This is a genomic window from Cryobacterium sp. M91 (genome assembly GCF_002929615.1).
Lineage (GTDB): Bacteria > Actinomycetota > Actinomycetes > Actinomycetales > Microbacteriaceae > Cryobacterium > Cryobacterium levicorallinum.
Genome location: NZ_PJJT01000078.1, coordinates 26237 through 46640, shown reverse-complemented (window position 1 = coordinate 46640; position 20404 = coordinate 26237). Strand labels below are relative to the sequence as shown.

The following is a 20404-nucleotide window of genomic DNA, read 5'->3' as shown; positions in this document are numbered from 1 at the left end:
CAACCTTAGCTTTCCGACCTCATTGATCCCGCCGGTAGGCTGAGTGGATGCCCGCTCCTCAGGAACAAGACACCGCGACTTCCGCCTCGACACAGGCTCCCGCTGCGGACAAGAATCTAAATCGCGTCACGATTGTGGTCCCGGTCTACGGAGATTGGGCATCCCTGCGCAGCTGCATTGCCGCTCTCATCGAACACGCACCTGCCGACAGTTACGACGTTCTGATCGTCAATGACTGTGGGCCCGACGCCGATGTGATTGAGGCTGGCCTGCTGGGCATGATCTTCGGGCTGCCCAACTTTCGATACGAGCGCAATCCTTCGAATCTCGGTTTTGTCCGCACCTGCAATCGTGCTGCCTTCGAGCTCGATCGCACGAGCAACGACCTTCTGCTGCTCAACAGCGACACCCGCATCACGCCAGGCTCGCTCGATGAAATGCGCCGGGTGCTCAACCTTTCCGAACGCCACGCGGTCGTCTGCCCGCGAAGCAACGATGCCACCATCGCGACCCTGCCCTTCTACCAGCGCGACCGTTTTGCGGACCGCGACGAGGCCCGCACAGCACGTGTGTTTGATGCCATCTCGCCGAGTCTTCCCCGCTACTACATAACACCGGTCGCAATCGGATTCTGTTTCCTGATCCGTCGCTCCCTGGTCGCCAACAATGGCCTCTTTGACGAGGTATTCGGAATGGGCTACAACGAGGAGAACGATTTCTGCCTGCGCCTCAACGCCCTCGGCTATTCGTCACTCATCGCGAACCATGCGTTGGTTTACCACGTCGGAAGCACGAGCTTTGGTACTGAACAGCGTGCGATGCTCGAGGCAGAGAACTCCAAGATTCTGCACGCCCGGTACCCGTTTTATCCGGCCGCCGTGAGTAACTTCATCAAGAACGAGTACTCGGTGCTCGACCGCTTTGCGGACATCATTGCGCACCCGGATGGTCCGGGCAAGAAGGTCTTGATCGACCTGCACCACCTCTCACTAGCCTTCGACGGATCCACGAAGAATGCTCTGAGTTTTCTGCAGTTTGTCAAGGAAAACGTCGACCCTGGTTCGATAGCAGTGACCGTGGCTGCTCCCCAGGACGTCATCGACTTTTTCGACCTACATTCGTCGGATCTGCGAGTGATCCCCTACGGAGATATCGATGAGGTCTTCGATGTCGGCGTCGCGATAGCGCCGGTCACCTCTTTGGGGCAGATAACGTCGCTCAACCGGTTCTGCGCAAAGTGGGTGGTCTCCTACCTCGATGTCATCGCACTGCGTTCCTGGGGGCTGCGGCTCATGGTGCCGTACAAGCCCGAAATCGTGCATGCGGCACTGGCCTATGCCGACAGTGTCGTCGCGATCAGCGAGGCCACGCTCGATGACGCCATGGATTTCTTTCCCGATCTGCAGACCTTGCGTTCTCGAACGGCCGTTCTGCACCAGGGCTCCGGCTTGCCAGCGGATGTCACGGAAGTCAACCATTTCTCTGCGGCAATCACCCCGGCCTGTGCTGAAGTCATCGCTCGCGGCAACTACGTTCTCGTCATCGGGAATGCATTTCCGCACAAGCAAGTTCGGTCTGCCCTGGAGGCGCTGCGCAGTAGTGCATTGCCCATTGTCATTCTCGGAAGCCCGGATATCGCACGAGAATTCCCCATGATGCACGCTCTGCCGGGCGGCACCCTCACCGATGCCGAGGTGGGGACCGTCTACTCGCGAGCGCGTGTGGTGGTCTTCCCGTCGGCGTACGAAGGATTCGGATTACCCGTTCCCGAGGCTGCGCAGCTCAATAAGCGCATCGTCGTCTTCGATACAGCGGTGGCTCGAGAGGTCACCACTGCACTGGCTCTCGAAGAGAACGTGAGCTTTTTCAGTCTCTTCTCCGAATTGACTGCTCGCGTTCAAACGGCCTACGACGCCGAACCGCTGGTCACGTCGAGCGCCCCAGCGTTACGCACCCTGGCTGACTACAACAGGGACTTTTGGGGCCAGGTACTCGCCACCCTTGACGCGCCGATCGACCAGGACCGTCTGCGTCGACGCCACTCGGCCGTCAGAACGATGACCATCGTGACCGACGACCTGCTGCAGCGCACGGCGCTCTACCTGCACGAACTCACCGAGATCAAGAACAGTCAGAAATATCGTCTGTCACTCAGCGTTGCACGCGTTCTCGGACCACTCGGCCGTGTTGTCGGTCGCGGGCGAAACCCCGGGGCGGCGCTGCAGATGCGCGACATTGAACGCACCTAGACGAGCACGCACCTAAAAGAGCGCTGCGAAAGCAGAATGCGGGCTGAGTTACTCAGCCCGCATTTGCCCTTTACCCATCCGATCAGGGATCCGTCACCGGACCCTCCGTGCGACCCTACGTCGTCGTGACCGTCGAACAGCCGAGATCGACCGAAGCGCTACCGGTCGCGTTCAGTCCGAACACGCAGACGCGGTGCGATCCTGGCGTCAACGACACCAGGGAATCGAATCCGTGCCGGGCACCGAGGTTCGGGTACACACTGAGAAGGTCGCTGCGCTCAACGCTGGCGGAAAAGCCCGAGCTGAATTGACCGTCCACATAGACATGCACTGCGGTCGACGCTGCGGTCGTCGGGTCGAGAGCCCAGCCGCGAACCTGTGCGCCGCCGCTTACCCCCTGCACAGAGTCGAGGTATCCGCGCGGGGCCGACGACGCTACCGTGATTGATCTGCAACCCAACGCCGCTGACGACGAACCTGATGCGGTCAACGCAAAGGCACAGACTGAATGCCTACCAGCGCTCAGCGAGATCGCCTGGGTGAAACCGTGCCGGCTCCCCTGGCTGGGGAACGCCCGCTGCACATCTGTGCGAGTTCCGTTGGCCGAGAAACCAGAAACGAAGCGGCCGTCAGCGTATACATGCACGTCCGTTGACGCGGTAGTGGAGGCGTCGAAGGCCCACCCAGCCAGATTCGCTCCGGTCAGCGTGGCCGTGACGGACTCCAGATTCCCTCGTGGGACGGCCGCGGCCGCGGCCGCAACAGTGACCGTTTTGCACCCAAGACTGGTGGATTGCGAGCCCGCAACGTTCAGTGCGTAGGCACAGACCGAGTGCCTACCGGCATTCAATGTGATCGTTGACGAGTACCCGTGCTGGGACCCGAGGGCGGGATACATGCTGCCGACGTCGGAGCGAGTGTTGCCGGCCGCGAAGCCTGCCGAGAACGCTCCATCAACGTAAACGTGAACGCTGGTCGATGTCGCGGTCGTGGGGTCCAGCGCCCAACCACGCACGACTACGCCTGTCGAGGTTGCCGTGGCGGAATCAAACCAGCCCACCGGGGCGGTCGAGGGTACCGTTACGGTCTTGCACCCCAACGCCGTATTGCTACCCGCGCCATTATTTATGGCGTGGAGGCAGATCTGTCGCGACCCGGGGTTCACGGCAAAGGTTTCGCTGAAACCGGTCAGCAGGCCGCGCGACGGGTAGGCGGCCTGGACATCCGCTCGCGACCCGTTCGCGACCCATCCGCCGACAAACGCTGACCCACTGTAAGCGTGGATAGCGATCGAGTCTTGGGTGTCGTAGTCGAAGGCCCAGCCCTTGAGGTTTATTCGCCCGGCGGTTGCGCTGATGGATTCAAAGGCGCCCAGTGGTGCGGGGCTGGCCTGCGTAGAACCAAACCAATTGTTGTAGTAAACCCAGAAGTTGCGGTTTCCATACGAGGAACACGTGTCGCCGCTGCCGCCTAGGTTGGCAAGCGCAGCCGCGTTGGGCTGGTACGGCGTGTAGTAATAAAGTGCGGCCGTCGCTCGGTTGGCTACGGTAACAGTGCCTGCTCCGCATCTGCTGCTCTCTGGGTGCCACTTGATTTGAGACGGGCTACCGACTGGGAAGTAGGTGAATGAACCTTTGGTGTACCTGGTCAGCTGCAGCGCGGCGCTGTATATCTGATTGTAAACACCGTAGTAAGCGGAATCACAGACAGACGTATCCGGGCAGCCCATTCCCATGGCCTTCCGGAGGACACCTGCCGACGGCTGCTTGCTCGTTAGCAGCCCCTGTTCCTTCTGCAGGGTGATGAGTATGACCTTGGCGCTGATGCCGCACGCCTCTTGCACCTTGAAGATGATTCGTGAAACGCGCTCGACCGCTGCCCCCACGTACTGCCGACAATCTTCCTTAGCGGCGCGGGTGAACGTGGCCATCTGAAAGACGTTCATGCAGTTCGTATTGAGACACGTTCCGACCGTGGCGTCAAGGAAACCCTGAATTTCATTTTCTGTCATCGCACTGCGAGTGAAGAAATTTGCATCGCTGATGATATTGCCTGGATCAAACTCCGAACCCGACAACGCCTGGGCCGGAGGGGCGGCCGGCGCCGCCACCACGAGGAAGGAGGAGACCAAAGCAACCGCCAGCGCCCACACGAGGAGAGGTTTGCGGCGAGCTTTTGACGGTCGAGCGGTGACGCTGATCATGTGAAACCTTTGGGTCTTGTCATAAATGTCAGTGCGCTTGAGCGCAGCTGGTCGTTCTCTACTTGGCGACACCGCGATACTTAGCGACAACGCTTTCGGGATTCCCAACTGTTTGGAGCTCCCCATGGCTCAACCAAGCTAGTCGGTCACACATCGTCATCATCGTGCCCAGTGCGTGACTGACGATGATTACAGTCTTGCCTTCGCGACGGAATTCCACAAACTTATCGGCACATTTCTGCTGAAATGTTTCGTCGCCGACCGCGAGCACTTCATCGACGAGGAGGATGTCGGGGTCGACGTGGATCGCCACCGAGAAGCCCAGCCGCACGTACATTCCCGACGAGTAGTTCTTGACGGGCTGATCGATGAATTCGCTGACGCCGGAGAAATCAACGATCGAGTCGAACTTCTTCACGATCTCCTGCTTGGCCATTCCGAGGATCGACCCGTTGAGAAAGATATTCTCGCGCCCAGACAGCTCCGGGTGAAAGCCCGAACCCACCTCGAGGAGCGCGGCAACGCGGCCCTGCATGGCGATGTTTCCCTTGTCGGGGTAGAGAATTTGAGCCATGCACTTCAGCAGCGTCGACTTGCCTGAACCGTTGTCACCGACGAGGCCAAAGGTCTCGCCCTTGTTGATGTCGAACGAGATGTCTTTTAGGGCCCAGAAGTCTTCATGCACGGACTTGCGGCCGCGCATGATCGCCGACTTCAAGGATTGGTTGCGCTCCTTGTACAGACGGAATTTCTTCGACACGTGATCTATTTGAACTGCTACATCGGTCACAGGATTTCAGCAAGCTTTCTTTCATTGCGGCGGAAGACTATCCAGCCGAGGGCGAAAACGATCGCTGATATGAGAATGCAAGCGACCGTGTCGCCGATGGCAGGCCACGTGTTGTCATACAGAACGCTGCGGAACGCACTGAGGAAACTCTCCATCGGGTTCAACCGATACAGATCAACGAGAGTGATCGAGCCGAACACATTGCCAAAACGATCCGACTGAGTCTGCACCAGCGTGATGGGGTAGATGACGGGCGTGAGGTACATGCCCAGTTGCAAAATGATTCCGACAAAGTACTGGGTGTCCCGAAAGTGCACGTTCGCGATGGAGAGCATCAGCGCGATGCCGACAGCAAAGACCGCCAACAGGAACATGAAAAACACGAGAACGGGCAGCCACAGGATGACGCCGTACGCCCCGGCAATCGTCAGTGCTACCACCAGAACGAGCATCTCAATGGCCCAGTTCACTGAGAGTGAGGCGGCACTGGAGAAGATGAGCACGTTGCGGGGAAAGTAGACCTTCTTAATGAGGCCCTCGTTGGCCAGGAGCACGCCCATGCCCTGCTGCACCACATTCGAGAAGAAGATCCACGGCAACAAACCACAGAGCAACCACAGCGGGAAAGCGTCGAGCCCGCTCGGTGAACCAACCGGCGGTGTGATGCGAAAAATGAACGCAAACACGAAGGTGTATACGAGCATCAGGGCGAGTGGATTGGCCAGGGACCACAACTGGCCGAGGACGGTTCGCTTGTATTTGCCCTTCAGCTCACGCTGCGTCAGGTTGACAAATAGCTCACGTGACCGCTTGAACTCGCTTGATACAGCCACAGATCCATCCTGAATGACGTTTGGCCCCACCGGGCGCAGGGTTCACTAAGGATACATTGCCCGGCCAGCGACTCCCGTCTACTGGCAGCCTCTCTGTCGGCGTTCTCGTATGATGGTACGAATGCACGGCAACCCACTCTCACCGGCAGTTCGCACTGCTGTTGTGACCGTCACCTACAATTCCAGCGCCGCCCTAGGCCCATTTCTGAATTCGGTTATTGTCAGCGAGCCGAGCCCACCGCCCGTGACCATTGCCGACAATCTTTCGGCTGACATCGACGAATGCCGTGCAATCGCCGCCGAATTCGGCGCGACAGTGCTGTCACTGGGTAGGAATCTCGGATACGGCGGTGCCATCAACGCGGCCGTGCGGTCGGTGCCACTGTCGTACGAGTTCGTACTGGTTTCCAATCCGGATGTACTTGTGCACCCCGGAGCCATCAGCACCCTGGAAGAGGTCATGCGGGCCAATCCGCAGGCCGCTGCGATCGGGCCACGGGTACTGAATTCGGATGGAACGACATATCCCTCGGCCCGCCGCATCCCGTCGTTACGAACCGGGGTCGGGCATGCGATCTTCTCGCGAATCTGGCCGTCCAACCCCTGGACTCGGTCGTACCGCTCTGAGAACGCGACCGGCACCGAAATACGGCCAGTGGGATGGCTCTCCGGGGCGTGCCTTCTCATTCGCCGCTCTGCCTTCGACGACATTGGTGGTTTCGACCAGGCCTTCTTCATGTACTTCGAAGACGTTGACCTCGGCTATCGGCTTGGTCAGGCAGGATGGCAGAACCTGTACGTTCCCGACGCAATCGTGACGCACACCGGCGCTCACTCCACCAGCACGGATTCGTTGCGTATGATCGCGGCGCACCACGACAGCGCTTACCTTTTCCTTTCCCGTAAGTACCGGTCGTGGTATCTCGCGCCCGTGCGGTGGGTACTGCGAGGAACCCTGTCGATTCGATCCTGGTGGGCTACCCGCGGGTAGCGGCGATCACACCGTCTTAATCCGCCTGCACAATGGCCTGGAGATACTTGCCATACCCGCTCTTCACCAGCGGGGCTGCCAGCTCGGCCAACTGGGCGTCGCTGATCCAACCGGCCCGCCAGGCAATCTCCTCGATGCAGCCGATCTTGAACCCCTGGCGGTCTTCGATGACGCGCACATACTCTGATGCCTGCATCATGGACTCGAAAGTTCCGGTATCGAGCCAGGCGGTGCCCCGGTCGAGCACCTGCACCTGCAATTTGCCCTGTTTGAGGTAGTGCTCATTGATGGTGCTGATTTCCAGCTCTCCGCGGGCGCTCGGTTCGATCGTCTTGGCGATGGCGACAACGGAATTATCGTAGAAGTAAAGACCAGGAACGGCGTAGTTACTTTTAGGCTTCGTCGGCTTCTCTTCAATCGACACCACGGTGCCCGACTCATCGAACTCGACGACACCATAGGCCGTGGGGTTGCTGACGTGGTACGCGAAAATACGCGCGCCCTCGATCTCAGCATTTCCACGCAAGGACGCCCCCAGGCCTGCGCCGTGGAAGATATTGTCGCCGAGGACCAGCGCAACACTGTGATCGCCGATGAACTCTTCGCCGATGATGAATGCCTGGGCGAGGCCGTCCGGCGAAGGCTGCACGGCATATTCGATGCGGATGCCTAAATCAGATCCGTCCCCGAGGAGCGCCCGAAACTGCTCGTTGTACTCCGGGGTGGTGATGATCAGGATCTCTTTAATATCCGCCATCATGAGCGTCGACAGGGGGTAGTAGATCATCGGCTTGTCCCAAATGGGCATGAGCTGCTTGGAGATGCCTTTGGTGATCGGCCACAGGCGCGTGCCTGAGCCGCCGGCGAGGATGATTCCGCGCATGAGCGTTAGTTCCTGTCGTTCAAGGTGGCGTAGTAGGCACGGGCGGCGTCCCAGGTGGGGAGCAGGCCGGCGGCAGCGGCTGCTGCGAGAGTGGGGGCATCCGTGTCTTTGGGAGACAGCAGCAGTTCCCCGGCTTCAGGCGGAAAGACCAGGCCGACCTCTTCGTCGAGCGGGCTGATGCCGTGTTCGCGGCCCGGGCTGAAGGTGCTGTTCACGAGATAGCTCACGGTGGCGTTGTCGGTCAATGCCACGAAGCAGTGCCCGAGTCCTTCAGCAATATAGACCGCGCGACGACCGGTGTCGTCAAGCAAGACGCTGTCCCACTGCCCGTACGTGGGCGACCCGACCCGAATATCGATGATGTAGTCCAGAACGGCACCGTGCACCGCAGTGACGTACTTTGCCTGGCTCGGCGGCACATCCGCGAAGTGAATGCCGCGCACCGAACCGCGCTTGGACACGGAAGTGTTCGCTTGGGCGAGGTCGAGTCTGTGCCCGACCTTCTCTTCGAGCTTGTCGAATCGATACCACTCGAGGAACACTCCCCGGTCGTCACCAAACTGCTTCGGGGTGATTTCAAATGAATCGGGGATAGAGAGTTCGCGAATCTGCACGGTCGGCAGTCTACCAATCGGGGTCCGGTAGAATCGCGGAGGCCATTGAAGCGAACGGAACGGTTACTCCTATATGAAGATCCTCGTCACCGGCGGCGCCGGTTTTATCGGCTCCAACTTTGTTCGACGCACGATTGAAGACAAGTACCCGGGCCTCGAAGGCGCCGAAGTTGTCGTGCTCGACGCACTGACTTACTCGGGCAACCTCGAAAATCTCGCCCCGATCGCCGACTCGCCCCGTTACTCCTTCGTGCACGGCGACATTCGCGACGGCAAGCTGCTCGACACACTCTTTCCCGGGCTCGATGCGGTCGTGCACTTCGCCGCCGAAAGCCACGTGGACCGCTCCGTGATGGACTCGACCATCTTCGTCGAGACCAACGTGCTGGGCACCCAGCAGCTGCTCGACGCGGCTCTCCGCCACAAGCTGGCCCGGTTCGTGCACGTCTCCACCGACGAGGTCTACGGCTCCATCGCCGAAGGTTCCTGGAACGAGGAGCGGGCGCTGGAGCCCAACTCCCCCTACTCAGCGTCGAAGGCGGGCAGTGACCTGCTCGCCCGCAGCTACCACCGCACGCACGGCCTGAACGTGTCGATCACGCGCTGCTCGAACAACTACGGCCCGTACCACTTTCCCGAAAAGGTCATTCCGCTGTTCGTCAGCAACCTGATCGACGACCTGCACGTTCCGCTTTACGGCGAGGGCAACAACATTCGCGACTGGCTGCACGTTGACGACCACACTCGCGCCATCGCCATGGTGCTCGTCGGCGGTCGCGCCGGCGAAATCTACAACATCGGCGGCGGCACCGAACTCACCAACAAGGAGCTCACCCAGCTGCTGCTCGACTCGACCGGCAAGGACTGGTCGTACGTCGACCGCGTCGCCGACCGTCTCGGACACGACCTGCGCTACTCGGTCGACATCAGCAAGATTCAGGCCGAACTGGGCTACGCGCCCGAGGTTCCGTTCGAAGAGGGCCTGGCCGACGTGGTGCAGTGGTACCGCGACAACCGCCAGTGGTGGGAACCGCTCAAGGCTCGGGCGGCGCTGAACTAGCATGACCCGTTATCTGATCACCGGGGCCACCGGCATGCTGGGGCGCGACCTGCAGACGGCGTTGGCCGGTCGCGAGGTGACGGCGCTCGGCCGGAGCGACCTCGATGTGACCGACCTCAACGCGGTCACGGCCGCAGTCGCCGGGCACGACGTCATTATCAATTGCGCCGCGTACACCAAGGTCGACGACGCCGAAACAAACGAAGACGCGGCCTACGCCGTGAACGCGGTGGGGCCGCGCAATCTCGCGCTGGCAGCATCCGCTTTGCGGGCGAAGCTCGTGCAGCTCTCGACGGACTACGTCTTCGACGGCAGTGCGACCACGCCCTACGCTGAGAACACGCCGCACAGCCCGATCTCAGCCTATGGTCGCACCAAGGCCGCCGGTGAAGACTTCGCGCTCGCCGAGAACGGCGCCCGCAGCTACATCGTGCGCACGGCCTGGCTGTACGGCAAGAACGGTCCGAACTTCGCCAAGACCATGCTCAAGGCCGCTGGCACGCGCGACACGTTGAACGTCGTCAACGACCAGGTCGGACAGCCCACCTGGACGGTCGACCTCGCCGCGCAGATCGTGTTGCTGCTCGACTCCGACGCGCCCGCCGGCATCTACCACGGCACGAACTCCGGGGTGGCGTCGAAGTTCGACCAGGCCCGCGACGTGTTCGCCCTGGCCGGACTTGACCCGGAACGCGTGCTGCCGACCGACAGCTCGGCGTTTGTACTGCCGGCGCCCAGGCCCGCGTACTCCGTGCTCGGCCACGCCAACTGGGCGGCCGCCGGGCTTGAGCCGATGCGCAGCTGGCAGTCGGCCCAGGCCGAAGCTTTCGCCGCGGGAGTCTTCGAGACAGCATGATCACTCTGCGGGTAGTCGTCGACCAGATGGTCGCCCCGGTTCCGGGTGGCGTCGGGCGTTACACCGAGGAACTCACGCGTGCGCTAATTGCGACCGCTCCGGCCGAATGCGCGGTGGAGGGCATCGTCTCGTCCTCACCGCCCGCACAGTATGAACTCATTGAGGCCGCGCTGCCCGGTCTGGCGAACCTGTTCAAGACGACGCTGGCCCGCCGCGAGCTGGCCACGGCCTGGGCGCTTGGCGTGACCGCGTCGTCGGGCACTGGCCTGATTCATGCGCCGGGATTACTGGCCCCGCTGCGCCGCCACGATCGGGCCGTAGACGGCACCCAGATTGCGGTGACCCTGCACGACGTGCTGGCCTGGACGCATCCGTCATCGTTGACGCCGACAACCGTGGCCTGGACCAAGAGCATGCTTAAGCGCGCCCGCAAGCACGCCGACGCCATTGTCGTGCCGAGCCACGCCGTGGCGAACCAGCTGACCGAGATCATGGACCTCGGCGACCGGGTGCGCGTGATCGGCGGCGCCGTGGGTCGGGGGCTCGTGCTGCCGACCATTCCCCTCGTGGAAGAGCGCCTACAGGCGCTGGGCCTGCCGTCGCAGTATATTCTGACCTCGGGGTCGCTCGATCCGCGCAAGGCGGTCACTGCGCTGATCACGGCGCTCGGTCTGCCGGGCGCGCCGGACCTGCCGCTGATCGTGCTCGGCCCGGACACCTGGGGCGAGCTCGACCTGGCCTCGGTCGCCGATGAAGCCGGGCTCGAGCCGGGGCGCGTTCGCGCTCTCTCCGGGCTGAGCGACTCCGACCTGGCCGTTGTTATTGCCCGGGCCAGCGTGTTTGTGTATCCGAGCCTGGAAGAAGGCTTCGCCCTGCCGATCATTGAGGCGTTCCATCTCGGCACCCCGGTCGTGCACTCCGACGCCCCGGCACTGCTCGAAGCGGCCGGAGACGCCGGCGTCGCAGTGGAGCGATCGAACGCGAAGGAATATCCCTCGCGGCTCGTCGACGCGGTGAACCGGGTGCTCGGCGACAGCGTGCTGCGGGGTCGCATGAGCGTCTTCGGTCAGGACCGCTCGCGGGCGTTCAGCTGGCGGGACTCGGCCGAGCGCGTCTGGCAGCTGCACGCGGATCTGTAGGCCATGGCGAGCTATCTACAGGACCAGCGTGTGCGGTTTCTCGCGGTCGGCGCGACAAACACGCTCGTCGGGTACTTGGTCTTCTCGGCATTCACACTCTGGGTCTTCGCGGATGTCTACCTCGGCTATCTGCTGAGCCTCGCTCTCTCGTACGTGGTTGGCATTTCCCTGGCCTTCGTGCTGTACCGACGATTCGTGTTTGTGGTGCGTGGCCACGTGCTGCGGGACTTTGTCCGGTTCGTGAGCGTGTATCTGGTGGCGATCGGCATCAATGCGGCGGCGTTGCCGCTGCTGGTTGAGGTCGCCGGGGTGCCGCCGCTGCTCGCCCAACTGGTGATTCTCGTGGTCACGACGCTGCTGAGCTTCTTCGGGCACAAGAAGTTTTCGTTTCGGCGCAGTGGTGAGTGAAAGGGCTGACAGCATCCACGTCCTCATACTCAGGCTCTCGACGCAGCGAGTGAACCAGTTGACGCACTCGTAGGCATCCGCTTTCGTGCGGGAGCGATGCTTGCTACAGCGTGCGACTCCCGGCTACACTCAGCGCATGAGCTTGGTTCCGGTTCGAGAATTGCGCAATCACACCGCCGATGTGATCGAGCGCGCGCGCCAGGGTGAAGAAGTAACAATTACCAGCAACGGCGTTCCAATCGCGACGCTGGTGCCGATCCGTTCAGGCAAGCAGGCGTTTCTCACGAAAGCCGATATGCAACGCCTGGTGCGACGTCCCGGCGATCCGATCGCGGAATACTACGACGACGAGGAACCCGACGAGACAACGGACGATCTGGGCCCCATCCAGTGACCCCCTCACGGGGCCTGATTGACACCAGCGTGTTCGTGGGGCTCGAGACAAATCGTGCAATACAGTTCGACAGATTGCCAGACGAGCAGTTTGTCAGCGCCGTGACGCTCGGTGAGCTGTACGCCGGAGTACATGCAGCGCGGGACGCCGACACACGGGGAGCCCGACTGCAGACCCTTGACACCGTGTCAATCGCGACGGTGCTCAATATCGATGAGGCAGTGGCCGCGCATTGGGCTCGATTGCGGCAAAAACTTCGCGAGAGCGAACGTCGGCTCAACGTCAACGACCTGTGGATTGCCTCCACGGCACTCGTGCATTCGCTCACCGTCTACACCCAGGACGCCGATTTCCAGGTCTTGTCAGACCTTGGTGGCCCCGAAGTGATCGTCATTTAGCGCGCGTTGGCATCAGCTTTCGCAATGCGCGCATTGGTAAGGGCGGTCGCGCGGGCGAAAGCTGCCGGAGCGGACAGCGGATGCTGGCGCTAGCAGCGCGCCACGCGCGCGCAACGTTTGGACGCACATGCAGGATCCGCACGCACAACGGCGCGCAGGAGCAGCCTCAGGGCTACGGGGCGGGAGTGGCGGTGGGCGCGGGGGCCAGGGCTGCGGCGATCATTGCGGTGATGGCGGCGTAGTCGGGGTTCTCGGGGTCGATACCGTTTTCGGGGATCAGGGGCACCGACACGACCGGCAGTTCCTTGGTCTTCGCTGCCAGGTTCACGAAGTAGCCGAGCATGCCCTGCGGCACGTCGGTCTTCACGACGCGACTGCTGGCGGAGGCGACGCCCTGAAACTTGGTGAGCACGTTGGCGGGGCTGGCCTGCGCGAGGAGGGCTTCCTGCATCTGGGTCTGGCGTTGCATGCGGTCGTAGTCACTCGTGCCGTGGCGGGAGCGGGCATACCAGAGGGCGTGGTAGCCGTCCATGTGTTGCATGCCCGGCTCGAACCAGAACAGAACCTCGCTGAAGCTCTCGTCGGTGTGCACGGGAACGCGGTTCTGCACGTCGATGTCGACGCCGCCGAGGGCGTCGATGAGGTCGGAGAACCCCTGCATGTCGATCAGCACGTAGTACTGAATGGTGAGTCCGGTGATGCCCTGCGCGGCCTCGAGGGTGGCCTGAATGCCCGGGGAACTGCCCTCGGCCACGGCATTCGGGTAGTACTCGGGACGTTTGAGCTCGGCTTCGGTGAAAATGGAGTTAAGCATGCACGCCGACACGTCGCATCCGTCGATCGAACCATATCCCTCGGGGTACAGCGCGCCGAGCGAGGAACCGGCCGAGAACGGCACGTCCTCGAGGTTGCGCGGCAGGCTGATGGTCGTGGCCTGGCCGGTCGTGGCGTCGATGCTGACCACGGAGAGGCTGTCGGGGCGCAGGCCGTCCCGGTCAGCACCGGCGTCCCCGCCGAGCAGCAGGATGTTGTAGCGGCCATTGACCGGCGGTTCACTCGGACCGGCGACGAAGACGGAGGAGAGGAATCCGCTCGCCGAGGTCGCGACGAACGCGCCATAGCCAGCCGTGCCGCAGACGACGACCATGAGGACCGCGGAGAAGGCGGCGATCAGCAGGCGGGCGCCGGGCGCGGCTTTCAGCAGGTTGATCAGGCTGAGGGTGTTGACGGTGAGCACGAGCCAGGTGAGCGCGTAGAACGCGAGCACTGCGGCGGCGGCCCAGAGGCCGATCGTGCTCGTGAACACCGTGAGCACGGCCTCGGGCCAGAACAGGTAGACAGCCCCGGCGACGATTGCCGAGGCCACCAGGATGAGCGTGGCGCCGAGGCCGAACCGGCCGAGTCGTCGATTGCCGGCGAGTACCTGCGCCGAACCGGGCAGAACGAAATTGAGTACGACCAACCACCACGCACGCGTCGTCATGATGCGCGTGGAGCCGGAATTCGGGTGCCGGATCGGGTCAGTCACACTGCTCATAATCGCTCTTGGAGGTCCCGGTTCTTCTGCTCGACCAGGTCGGCGAGTGCGACGGAATAGTCTTCGAGCTTCACGCGCAGCGCGTCATCGCTCGTGGCGAGAATCTTGATCGCGATGAGCGCGGCGTTCTTGGCCCCGCCGATCGACACGGTCGCGACCGGCACGCCGGCCGGCATCTGCACGATCGACAGCAGCGAGTCGAGGCCGTCGAGCAGGCCGAGCGGAACAGGAACCCCGACCACGGGCAGCGTGGTCATGGCGGCGAGCATACCGGGCAGGTGCGCTGCTCCTCCGGCTCCGGCGATAATCACCTTGAGGCCACGGGCCTGCGCGTTGCGACCATAGTCGAGCATCTTCTCGGGGGTGCGGTGCGCAGAGACGACCTGCACCTCGTGCGCCACCCCGAAGTCTTTCAGGGTCTGCGCGGCGGCACTCATGACGGTGAAGTCGGAGTCGCTGCCCATGACCAGGCCGACGAGCGGCGCGCTGGAGTTCACGGGCACACTGTTAATGGGCACAGCGTTTATGGGCACAGCGGAAGGCTCGATGTTGTCTGGCACGCAGATGATCCTATTGCTCAAGACTGAAAGATTTGTGCAGTGGCACGCGCCTGGTAGGCAACTTCGTCGAGATCGTCGCCGCCCGCGGTGACGTGGCCGACCTTTCGGCCGGGCCGTGACGCCTTCCCGTAGTTGTGCACTTTCACCAGCGGATGCTCCGCGAGGGCGCTCTGATACCGGTCGCCGAGCGAGCCTTCCGAGGGCCCGCCGAAGATGTTGACCATGACCGTCCACGGGTCACGGGCGCCCGTCGCCCCGAGCGGCAGGTCGAGCACGGCCCGCAGGTGCTGCTCGAACTGGCTCGTCGTGCTGCCGTCAATCGACCAGTGGCCGCTGTTGTGCGGACGCATGGCGAGCTCGTTAATGAGGAGGCGCTCATTCGTGGTCTGAAACAGTTCGACGGCGAGCACCCCGGTGACGCCGATTCCCTTGGCCACGGCCACCGCGATGTCGGTGGCGACGTCGGCGAGGCGGCCTGCAGACTGCGGGGCCGGCGCGATCACCTCGGCGCAGACACCGTCTTTCTGCACGGTCTCCACCACCGGCCAGACCGCGATCTCCCCGCTCGGGCGGCGCGCGACAACCTGGGCGAGTTCCCGGCTGAAGTGCACGAGCTCTTCGACCAGCAGGGCGCCGCCGTTGCCGTCTTCGGCGAGCGCCAGAAACCAGTCGTCAACGTCGTGTTCGTGGCTGACGACGCGCACGCCCTTGCCGTCGTAGCCGCCGCGGGCGGTCTTCACAACGGCGCGGCCGCCGTGCGCCTGCAGAAATTCGGCGAGGCCGGCGGTATCCGTTATGCGCGCCCAATCGGGTACGGGCAAGCCCAGCTCGGCCAGCTTCTCGCGCATGAGCAGTTTGTCTTGCGCGTACAGCAGCGCGTCGGGGCCGGGATGTACTTTGACGCCGGCGCTGACGAGCTCGCGCAGAATCTCCTGCGGCACGTGCTCGTGGTCAAAGGTGATCACGTCGACGGTCTTCGCGAAGGCCAGCACCGTGGGCAGGTCGCGGTAGTCGCCGACGCTGACGGCGGCCAGGTCGGCGGACATACCGTCGGCTTCGGCGAGTACCTTGAGGTCGATGCCGAGGTTCACGGCCGCGGGAATCATCATGCGGGCCAGCTGGCCCGCGCCAATCACACCGACGGTCAAAGCCATCTGTTCACCATTTTCTGTGCAAGCGTTCAGCTAAACGCACGTTCGTACTCAGCCCGGAGAATTCCGCACGCCGTAGACTGCGAGACTTCACTGCATTCCTAGTTCCACTTTACCGAACGGCGGACGGACGCATGTCGATCACACTGAAGCAGCGCCTGCTCAATTTTCTGAGCCAGGGCCTGAAGTTCGGCACCGTCGGCGCCCTCGGCTTCGTGGTGGACTTCACTGTCTTCAACCTGCTGCGCACCACAGTGCTCGACTCGACCGACGTGCACGCCGGCCCCATCTACGCCAAGATCATCTCGACCGTGCTGGCTATTCTGGTGAACTGGCTCGGTAACCGGCACTGGACCTTCAGGAAGAATCGCCAAAACCATACGGTACGCGAGGGTCTGGAGTTTCTCGCGGTGAGCCTGGTCGGTATGGGCATCGGCATCGGATGCCTGTGGTTCAGCCACTATGTGCTCGGCTACACCAGCGTTCTCGCCGACAATATCGCCGGCAATGTGGTGGGTCTTTTTCTGGGCTCGGTGTTTCGCTTCACGCTGTACCGCTACTGGGTGTTTGCGCCGAGTCGCAGCGGCGCGTCGGCATCCGTTACCCATGCGGACACTCGCAGTGGCGCGATTGCGCTAGCGGCGGCCCCAGAACGCTGACTCGTCGGCGTGCGCCGACTGCTCCTGCCGACGGGAACCCATGACGGTCACCGACTGCTCCATCAGGTCGTGCAGCACGCTCTGCACCAGGTCGACGTTGGGGATGTCTTTCAAGATGAGCGGATGCTCCAGCCCCGAATTGATCAGCACCGTGCCCGAGTGGAACCCGGCCTGCAGCCAGTTCTGCCGGACACTCACGTCGTAGCCGCGGCTGTGCAGCAGTTCTTGCCGGGTGCGCACGAAGAATCCGTGGCGAAAGATGATGCGCCGGGAGGTAATCGTGTAGCGCTTGGTCAGCCAGGCGGCGAGCGGCAGCAGCCAGCCCAGCACGGCCAGCACGATGACGCCCGGCAGCAGGGCAGCGTTCTGCCAGGGTTCGGGCAGGTTGCCAGCGAAGTAACCGGTGGCGCCGGCCACGGCGAAGAGCAGCAGTGTAGGCCAGAGGAGCACCCGGGCGTGCGGGCGCAAGCGGGCGACGACCTCCTCAGGCCGACTCTCCCGGGCGTAACCGGAGGGTTCGGTCTCGTTGGTCTCTGTCTTCTTCGGTTTCATTACTTCTATTAATACCTCAGGTGGGTGACATCGCCGGCGGCGACAGACCGTTCTTCGCCATCGGCTTGGTTGACGACTCTGAGCCGTCCCTCGGCGTCGATGCCGGTGGCGGTGCCGACCAGGTCGACTCCGCCGGGCAGTTCCACCCGCACGACGCTGCCGAGGGTGCCGCAGAGTCTCGACACTTCCGCGTGGAGACCGCTCTCCTGTGCGTCACCGTCGGCTTCGACGAAGGCCCGATACAGGGTGACGAGCTCGTGCAGATAGGCGGCGAGTACTGCGTCCGGGTCGGGCGCGGTGCGGGTGACTAGCAGGAGAGAGGTCGAGGTGAGGGTGGGCAGGTTGTGTTCATCGAGCGAGAGGTTGAGGCCGGCGCCGATGACGATGCCCTTGCCGTCGGGCAGGAGTTCGCACAGGATGCCGCACACCTTGTAGCCGTCGATGAGCACGTCGTTGGGCCACTTCAGGGTCGTGTCGTGGCGGGGATCCTCGGCCTCTTTAAGGTTTACGTCGTGCACCGGCGGCGTGCAGGCCTCAACGATGGTGCGCACGGCGCGGGTCATGGCGGCGCCGGCCAGGAGGGGGAACCAGCCGAGGCTGTGCGACGGTAACTCCGGGCGAATGAGTACGGAGATGGCCAGGGCTTTGCCGGTCGGGGCCAACCAGATACGACCGAGCCGGCCACGCCCCTGAGTCTGGTTGTCGGTGACGACCACCGAGAGGTCGGGCCAGGCTGCGGCATCCGCCTCAGATAAACCAATAGCACTGGCGAGATCTTTGAGCACATCGTTGGTGGAGGAGGCCTCTGCACGGTATTCGAACCGGCTCACCTCGTTGCGGCTGAGCGAAAAATCCATCGTGCCTACCCTCTCGTGTGCATAACTCCTACAATTCTCTCGAATCTGGCCTCAAAACACCTATTTCGGGTAGTTTCTGAAGAAATTGCAGGAGTTATGCACGGGGAAGTCCGGTTTCTGCAGTCCGAGGGACCCGACGGAGGGGGAAAGAACCAGTGTTGCGGGGCAAAGTTGTAGAACATCGTCAACGAGGAGCGGTCGGGGGGTGCCGGTAGAGTGAAATGGTGACTGACAAGACGCCCGCCGCGGCACCCGACCTGTATACGACGGCGGGAAAACTCGCCGACCTCAAGCTGCGCTATCACGAGGCTGTGACCGCCAGCGGGGCCACCGCCATCGAGAAGCAGCACGCCAAGGGCAAGATGACCGCCCGCGAGCGCGTCGACCTACTGCTCGACCAGGGTTCTTTCGTGGAGCTCGACGAGTTCGTGCGGCACCGCACCGTGGCCTTCGGCATGGAAAAGAAGCGTCCGTATGGCGACGCCGTCGTCACCGGCACCGGCACGATTCACGGCCGCCAGGTGGCCGTGTACTCCCAGGACTTCACGATCTTCGGCGGTTCGCTCGGTGAGGTCGCCGGCGAGAAGATCATCAAGGTGATGGACCTTGCCCTGAAGACCGGGGTGCCGATCATCGGCATTCTCGACTCCGGCGGAGCGCGCATTCAGGAGGGCGTTGTGGCCCTCGGCAAGTACGGCGAAATCTTTCGCCGCAACACGGCAGCCTCGGGCGTCATCCCGCAGATCTCGATCATCTGCGGCCCGGCCGCCGGCGGCGCGGTCTACTCTCCGGCGCTGACCGACTTCGTGATCATGGTCGACAAGACCAGCCAGATGTTCGTCACCGGCCCCGACGTGATCAAAACCGTCACCGGTGAAGACGTCGGCATGGAGGAGCTCGGCGGCGCCCTCACCCACAACAAGGTCTCCGGGGTATCGCACTACCTCGCGAGCGATGAGCCCGACGCGCTCGACTTTGCCCGCGCACTGCTGAGCTACCTGCCCGACAACAACCTGGCCGAGCTGCCCGTGTTCGACAGCGAGGTGGAGCTTGAGACAACGGATGCTGACCGTCGGCTCAACACGATCATCCCCGACTCCCCCAACCAGCCCTACGACGTGAAAACGGTCATCGAGCACATCGTGGACCGCGGCGAGTTTCTCGAGACGCAGCCGTTGTACGCCCCGAACATCGTCGTGGGCTTCGCCAGGGTCGAGGGCCGGTCGATCGGGATCGTCGCCAACCAACCCAACGCCATGGCGGGCACGCTGAACATCGAGGCCGGTGAGAAGGCCTCACGGTTCGTGCGGTTCTGCGATGCGTTCTCCATTCCCATCCTCACCCTGGTCGACGTGCCCGGCTTTCTACCGGGCACCGACCAGGAATGGACCGGCATCATCCGTCGCGGGGCGAAGCTGCTCTACGCCTACGCCGAAGCCACCGTGCCGCTGGTCACCGTCATTCTGCGCAAGGCCTACGGCGGCGCGTACATCGTGATGGGGTCCAAGCAGCTCGGTGCCGACACCAACCTGGCTTGGCCGACCGCGGAGATCGCCGTCATGGGCGGCCAAGGCGCCGTGAACATTCTCTACCGCGCTGAGATCAAGGCAGCCGAGCAGGCCGGCGAAGACGTCGCCGCTGTGCGCACCCGCCTGGCCAACGAGTACACCTACAATGTGGCGAGCCCTTTTCTGGCCGCGGAGCGCGGGGAGCTCGACGGCATCATCGAGCCCGCCGCCACCCGCGTGTCGGTCGTCAAGGCCCTGCGCGCCCTGCGTACCAAGCGGGCCACCCTGCCCGCGAAGAAGCACGGAAACATCCCCCTCTAATGCCCAAGCCCTCAGAGTTCGATCCCTCGGAGCTCATTTTCGTCACCGGACACGTCAGCGACGTCGAGGTGTCGGCGGTGAGCGCCATCATCCGTGGGCTGTTGCGGGAGGAATCCGACGAGCGTCGGGCGGCTCCCGTACAGCACCGGAGCGCCTGGCAGCAGGGCCAGCGCGCCATCCGCCAGCCGGTGCACCCCGGCGCCGGTCGCTGGCGCGGCTTCGCCGGCTGACCCCCTCCGGCGCCCCACCTTCTTCGTGGACGGGGCCCCGTCCACGGGCCCAGTTTAGAAATTGGGCATCGGTTCACAAGGTGGGCCCAGACGGGGGTAGAACCGACCTCGCGTCTGTCCTCCTAAATGCCGACAGCGAGAATTTGAAGATTAGTGCAGACTGGGGATTGCTCGGTGCAACTCCTGGAGTTTCACCACCAATCATTCGCTG

Annotated in this window: 21 protein-coding genes; 11 read left to right on the top strand and 10 right to left on the bottom strand. The window is 62.8% G+C overall.

From position 1 onward, the window contains the following. Window positions 1-47 precede the first annotated feature (47 nt). Window positions 48-2249 carry a glycosyltransferase gene (locus CXY80_RS06240; RefSeq protein ID WP_104131978.1) on the top strand — a complete coding sequence of 734 codons (2202 nt, stop codon included), beginning with the start codon at window positions 48-50 and terminating at the stop codon, window positions 2247-2249. Between the two features lie 115 nt (window positions 2250-2364). Here the strand turns inward: CXY80_RS06240 and CXY80_RS06235 are convergent, their stop codons facing one another. From CXY80_RS06235 to CXY80_RS06225, 3 genes are all read right to left on the bottom strand, one after another. Beyond that, window positions 2365-4260, bottom strand: coding sequence for a hypothetical protein (locus CXY80_RS06235; RefSeq protein WP_146070689.1), 1896 nt, complete (start codon window positions 4258-4260; stop codon window positions 2365-2367). A gap of 250 nt (window positions 4261-4510) precedes the next feature. After that, window positions 4511-5212 carry an ABC transporter ATP-binding protein gene (locus CXY80_RS06230; protein WP_233195068.1) on the bottom strand — a complete coding sequence of 234 codons (702 nt, stop codon included), beginning with the start codon at window positions 5210-5212 and terminating at the stop codon, window positions 4511-4513. A 26-nt stretch (window positions 5213-5238) separates the two neighbouring features. After that, window positions 5239-6105: an ABC transporter permease gene (locus CXY80_RS06225; protein ID WP_233195062.1), complete on the bottom strand. Its 867-nt coding sequence runs from the start codon at window positions 6103-6105 to the stop codon at window positions 5239-5241. 133 nt (window positions 6106-6238) lie between these two features. On the opposite strand from CXY80_RS06225, the gene CXY80_RS06220 reads away from it, so the two are divergent. Then, window positions 6239-7066 carry a glycosyltransferase family 2 protein gene (locus CXY80_RS06220; RefSeq protein WP_233195056.1) on the top strand — a complete coding sequence of 276 codons (828 nt, stop codon included), beginning with the start codon at window positions 6239-6241 and terminating at the stop codon, window positions 7064-7066. Between the two features lie 16 nt (window positions 7067-7082). On the opposite strand, the gene rfbA is transcribed toward CXY80_RS06220, so the two are convergent. Together rfbA and CXY80_RS06210 are read right to left on the bottom strand one after the other, a co-directional pair. After that, window positions 7083-7949 carry a glucose-1-phosphate thymidylyltransferase RfbA gene (rfbA, locus tag CXY80_RS06215; protein WP_104131975.1) on the bottom strand — a complete coding sequence of 289 codons (867 nt, stop codon included), beginning with the start codon at window positions 7947-7949 and terminating at the stop codon, window positions 7083-7085. Between the two features lie 5 nt (window positions 7950-7954). After that, window positions 7955-8563 carry a dTDP-4-dehydrorhamnose 3,5-epimerase family protein gene (locus tag CXY80_RS06210; RefSeq protein ID WP_104131974.1) on the bottom strand — a complete coding sequence of 203 codons (609 nt, stop codon included), beginning with the start codon at window positions 8561-8563 and terminating at the stop codon, window positions 7955-7957. Between the two features lie 73 nt (window positions 8564-8636). Here CXY80_RS06210 and rfbB point away from each other — a divergent pair, with 73 nt between their 5' ends. From rfbB to CXY80_RS06180, 6 genes are all read left to right on the top strand, one after another. Then, window positions 8637-9623 carry a dTDP-glucose 4,6-dehydratase gene (rfbB, locus tag CXY80_RS06205; RefSeq protein WP_092452278.1) on the top strand — a complete coding sequence of 329 codons (987 nt, stop codon included), beginning with the start codon at window positions 8637-8639 and terminating at the stop codon, window positions 9621-9623. Between the two features lies 1 nt (window position 9624). Then, window positions 9625-10479, top strand: a complete 855-nt coding sequence (gene rfbD, locus CXY80_RS06200; RefSeq protein ID WP_104131973.1) for a dTDP-4-dehydrorhamnose reductase — start codon at window positions 9625-9627, stop codon at window positions 10477-10479. Beyond that, window positions 10476-11618: a glycosyltransferase family 1 protein gene (locus CXY80_RS06195; protein ID WP_104131972.1), complete on the top strand. Its 1143-nt coding sequence runs from the start codon at window positions 10476-10478 to the stop codon at window positions 11616-11618. The genes rfbD and CXY80_RS06195 overlap by 4 nt, the downstream gene beginning before the upstream one ends. A gap of 3 nt (window positions 11619-11621) precedes the next feature. After that, window positions 11622-12026, top strand: coding sequence for a GtrA family protein (locus CXY80_RS06190; RefSeq protein ID WP_104131971.1), 405 nt, complete (start codon window positions 11622-11624; stop codon window positions 12024-12026). A gap of 136 nt (window positions 12027-12162) precedes the next feature. After that, window positions 12163-12420 carry a type II toxin-antitoxin system Phd/YefM family antitoxin gene (locus tag CXY80_RS06185; protein WP_104131970.1) on the top strand — a complete coding sequence of 86 codons (258 nt, stop codon included), beginning with the start codon at window positions 12163-12165 and terminating at the stop codon, window positions 12418-12420. Beyond that, the gene (locus CXY80_RS06180; RefSeq protein WP_158251581.1) at window positions 12417-12818 is read left to right on the top strand and encodes a type II toxin-antitoxin system VapC family toxin; all 402 of its coding nucleotides are present in this window, start codon (window positions 12417-12419) and stop codon (window positions 12816-12818) included. The genes CXY80_RS06185 and CXY80_RS06180 overlap by 4 nt, the downstream gene beginning before the upstream one ends. 172 nt (window positions 12819-12990) lie before the next feature. Here the strand turns inward: CXY80_RS06180 and CXY80_RS06175 are convergent, their stop codons facing one another. From CXY80_RS06175 to CXY80_RS06165, 3 genes are all read right to left on the bottom strand, one after another. Then, a complete protein-coding gene (locus CXY80_RS06175; protein ID WP_233195053.1) occupies window positions 12991-14355 on the bottom strand; it encodes an LCP family protein in 1365 nt (454 codons plus the stop codon). Then, window positions 14352-14819: a 5-(carboxyamino)imidazole ribonucleotide mutase gene (gene purE, locus CXY80_RS06170; RefSeq protein WP_092452378.1), complete on the bottom strand. Its 468-nt coding sequence runs from the start codon at window positions 14817-14819 to the stop codon at window positions 14352-14354. Before purE ends, CXY80_RS06175 begins: the two co-directional genes overlap by 4 nt. A 113-nt stretch (window positions 14820-14932) precedes the next feature. After that, the gene (locus tag CXY80_RS06165; protein WP_104131968.1) at window positions 14933-16069 is read right to left on the bottom strand and encodes a 5-(carboxyamino)imidazole ribonucleotide synthase; all 1137 of its coding nucleotides are present in this window, start codon (window positions 16067-16069) and stop codon (window positions 14933-14935) included. A gap of 131 nt (window positions 16070-16200) precedes the next feature. Here CXY80_RS06165 and CXY80_RS06160 point away from each other — a divergent pair, with 131 nt between their 5' ends. Then, window positions 16201-16725, top strand: coding sequence for a GtrA family protein (locus CXY80_RS06160; RefSeq protein WP_104131967.1), 525 nt, complete (start codon window positions 16201-16203; stop codon window positions 16723-16725). On the opposite strand, the gene CXY80_RS06155 is transcribed toward CXY80_RS06160, so the two are convergent. Further along, on the bottom strand, window positions 16702-17277 hold the full coding sequence (locus CXY80_RS06155; RefSeq protein ID WP_104131966.1) for a PH domain-containing protein: 576 nt from the start codon (window positions 17275-17277) through the stop codon (window positions 16702-16704). The genes CXY80_RS06160 and CXY80_RS06155 overlap by 24 nt on opposite strands. 8 nt (window positions 17278-17285) lie before the next feature. Further along, the gene (locus tag CXY80_RS06150) at window positions 17286-18134 is read right to left on the bottom strand and encodes a biotin--[acetyl-CoA-carboxylase] ligase (RefSeq protein ID WP_104131965.1); all 849 of its coding nucleotides are present in this window, start codon (window positions 18132-18134) and stop codon (window positions 17286-17288) included. A gap of 221 nt (window positions 18135-18355) precedes the next feature. On the opposite strand from CXY80_RS06150, the gene CXY80_RS06145 reads away from it, so the two are divergent. Both CXY80_RS06145 and CXY80_RS06140 read left to right on the top strand, forming a co-directional pair. Continuing rightward, window positions 18356-19963 (top strand): acyl-CoA carboxylase subunit beta, encoded by a 1608-nt coding sequence (locus tag CXY80_RS06145; RefSeq protein WP_092452304.1) that lies wholly within the window; start codon window positions 18356-18358, stop codon window positions 19961-19963. After that, the gene (locus tag CXY80_RS06140; protein ID WP_092452307.1) at window positions 19963-20193 is read left to right on the top strand and encodes an acyl-CoA carboxylase subunit epsilon; all 231 of its coding nucleotides are present in this window, start codon (window positions 19963-19965) and stop codon (window positions 20191-20193) included. The genes CXY80_RS06145 and CXY80_RS06140 overlap by 1 nt, the downstream gene beginning before the upstream one ends. The last annotated feature ends 211 nt before the right edge of the window (window positions 20194-20404 follow it).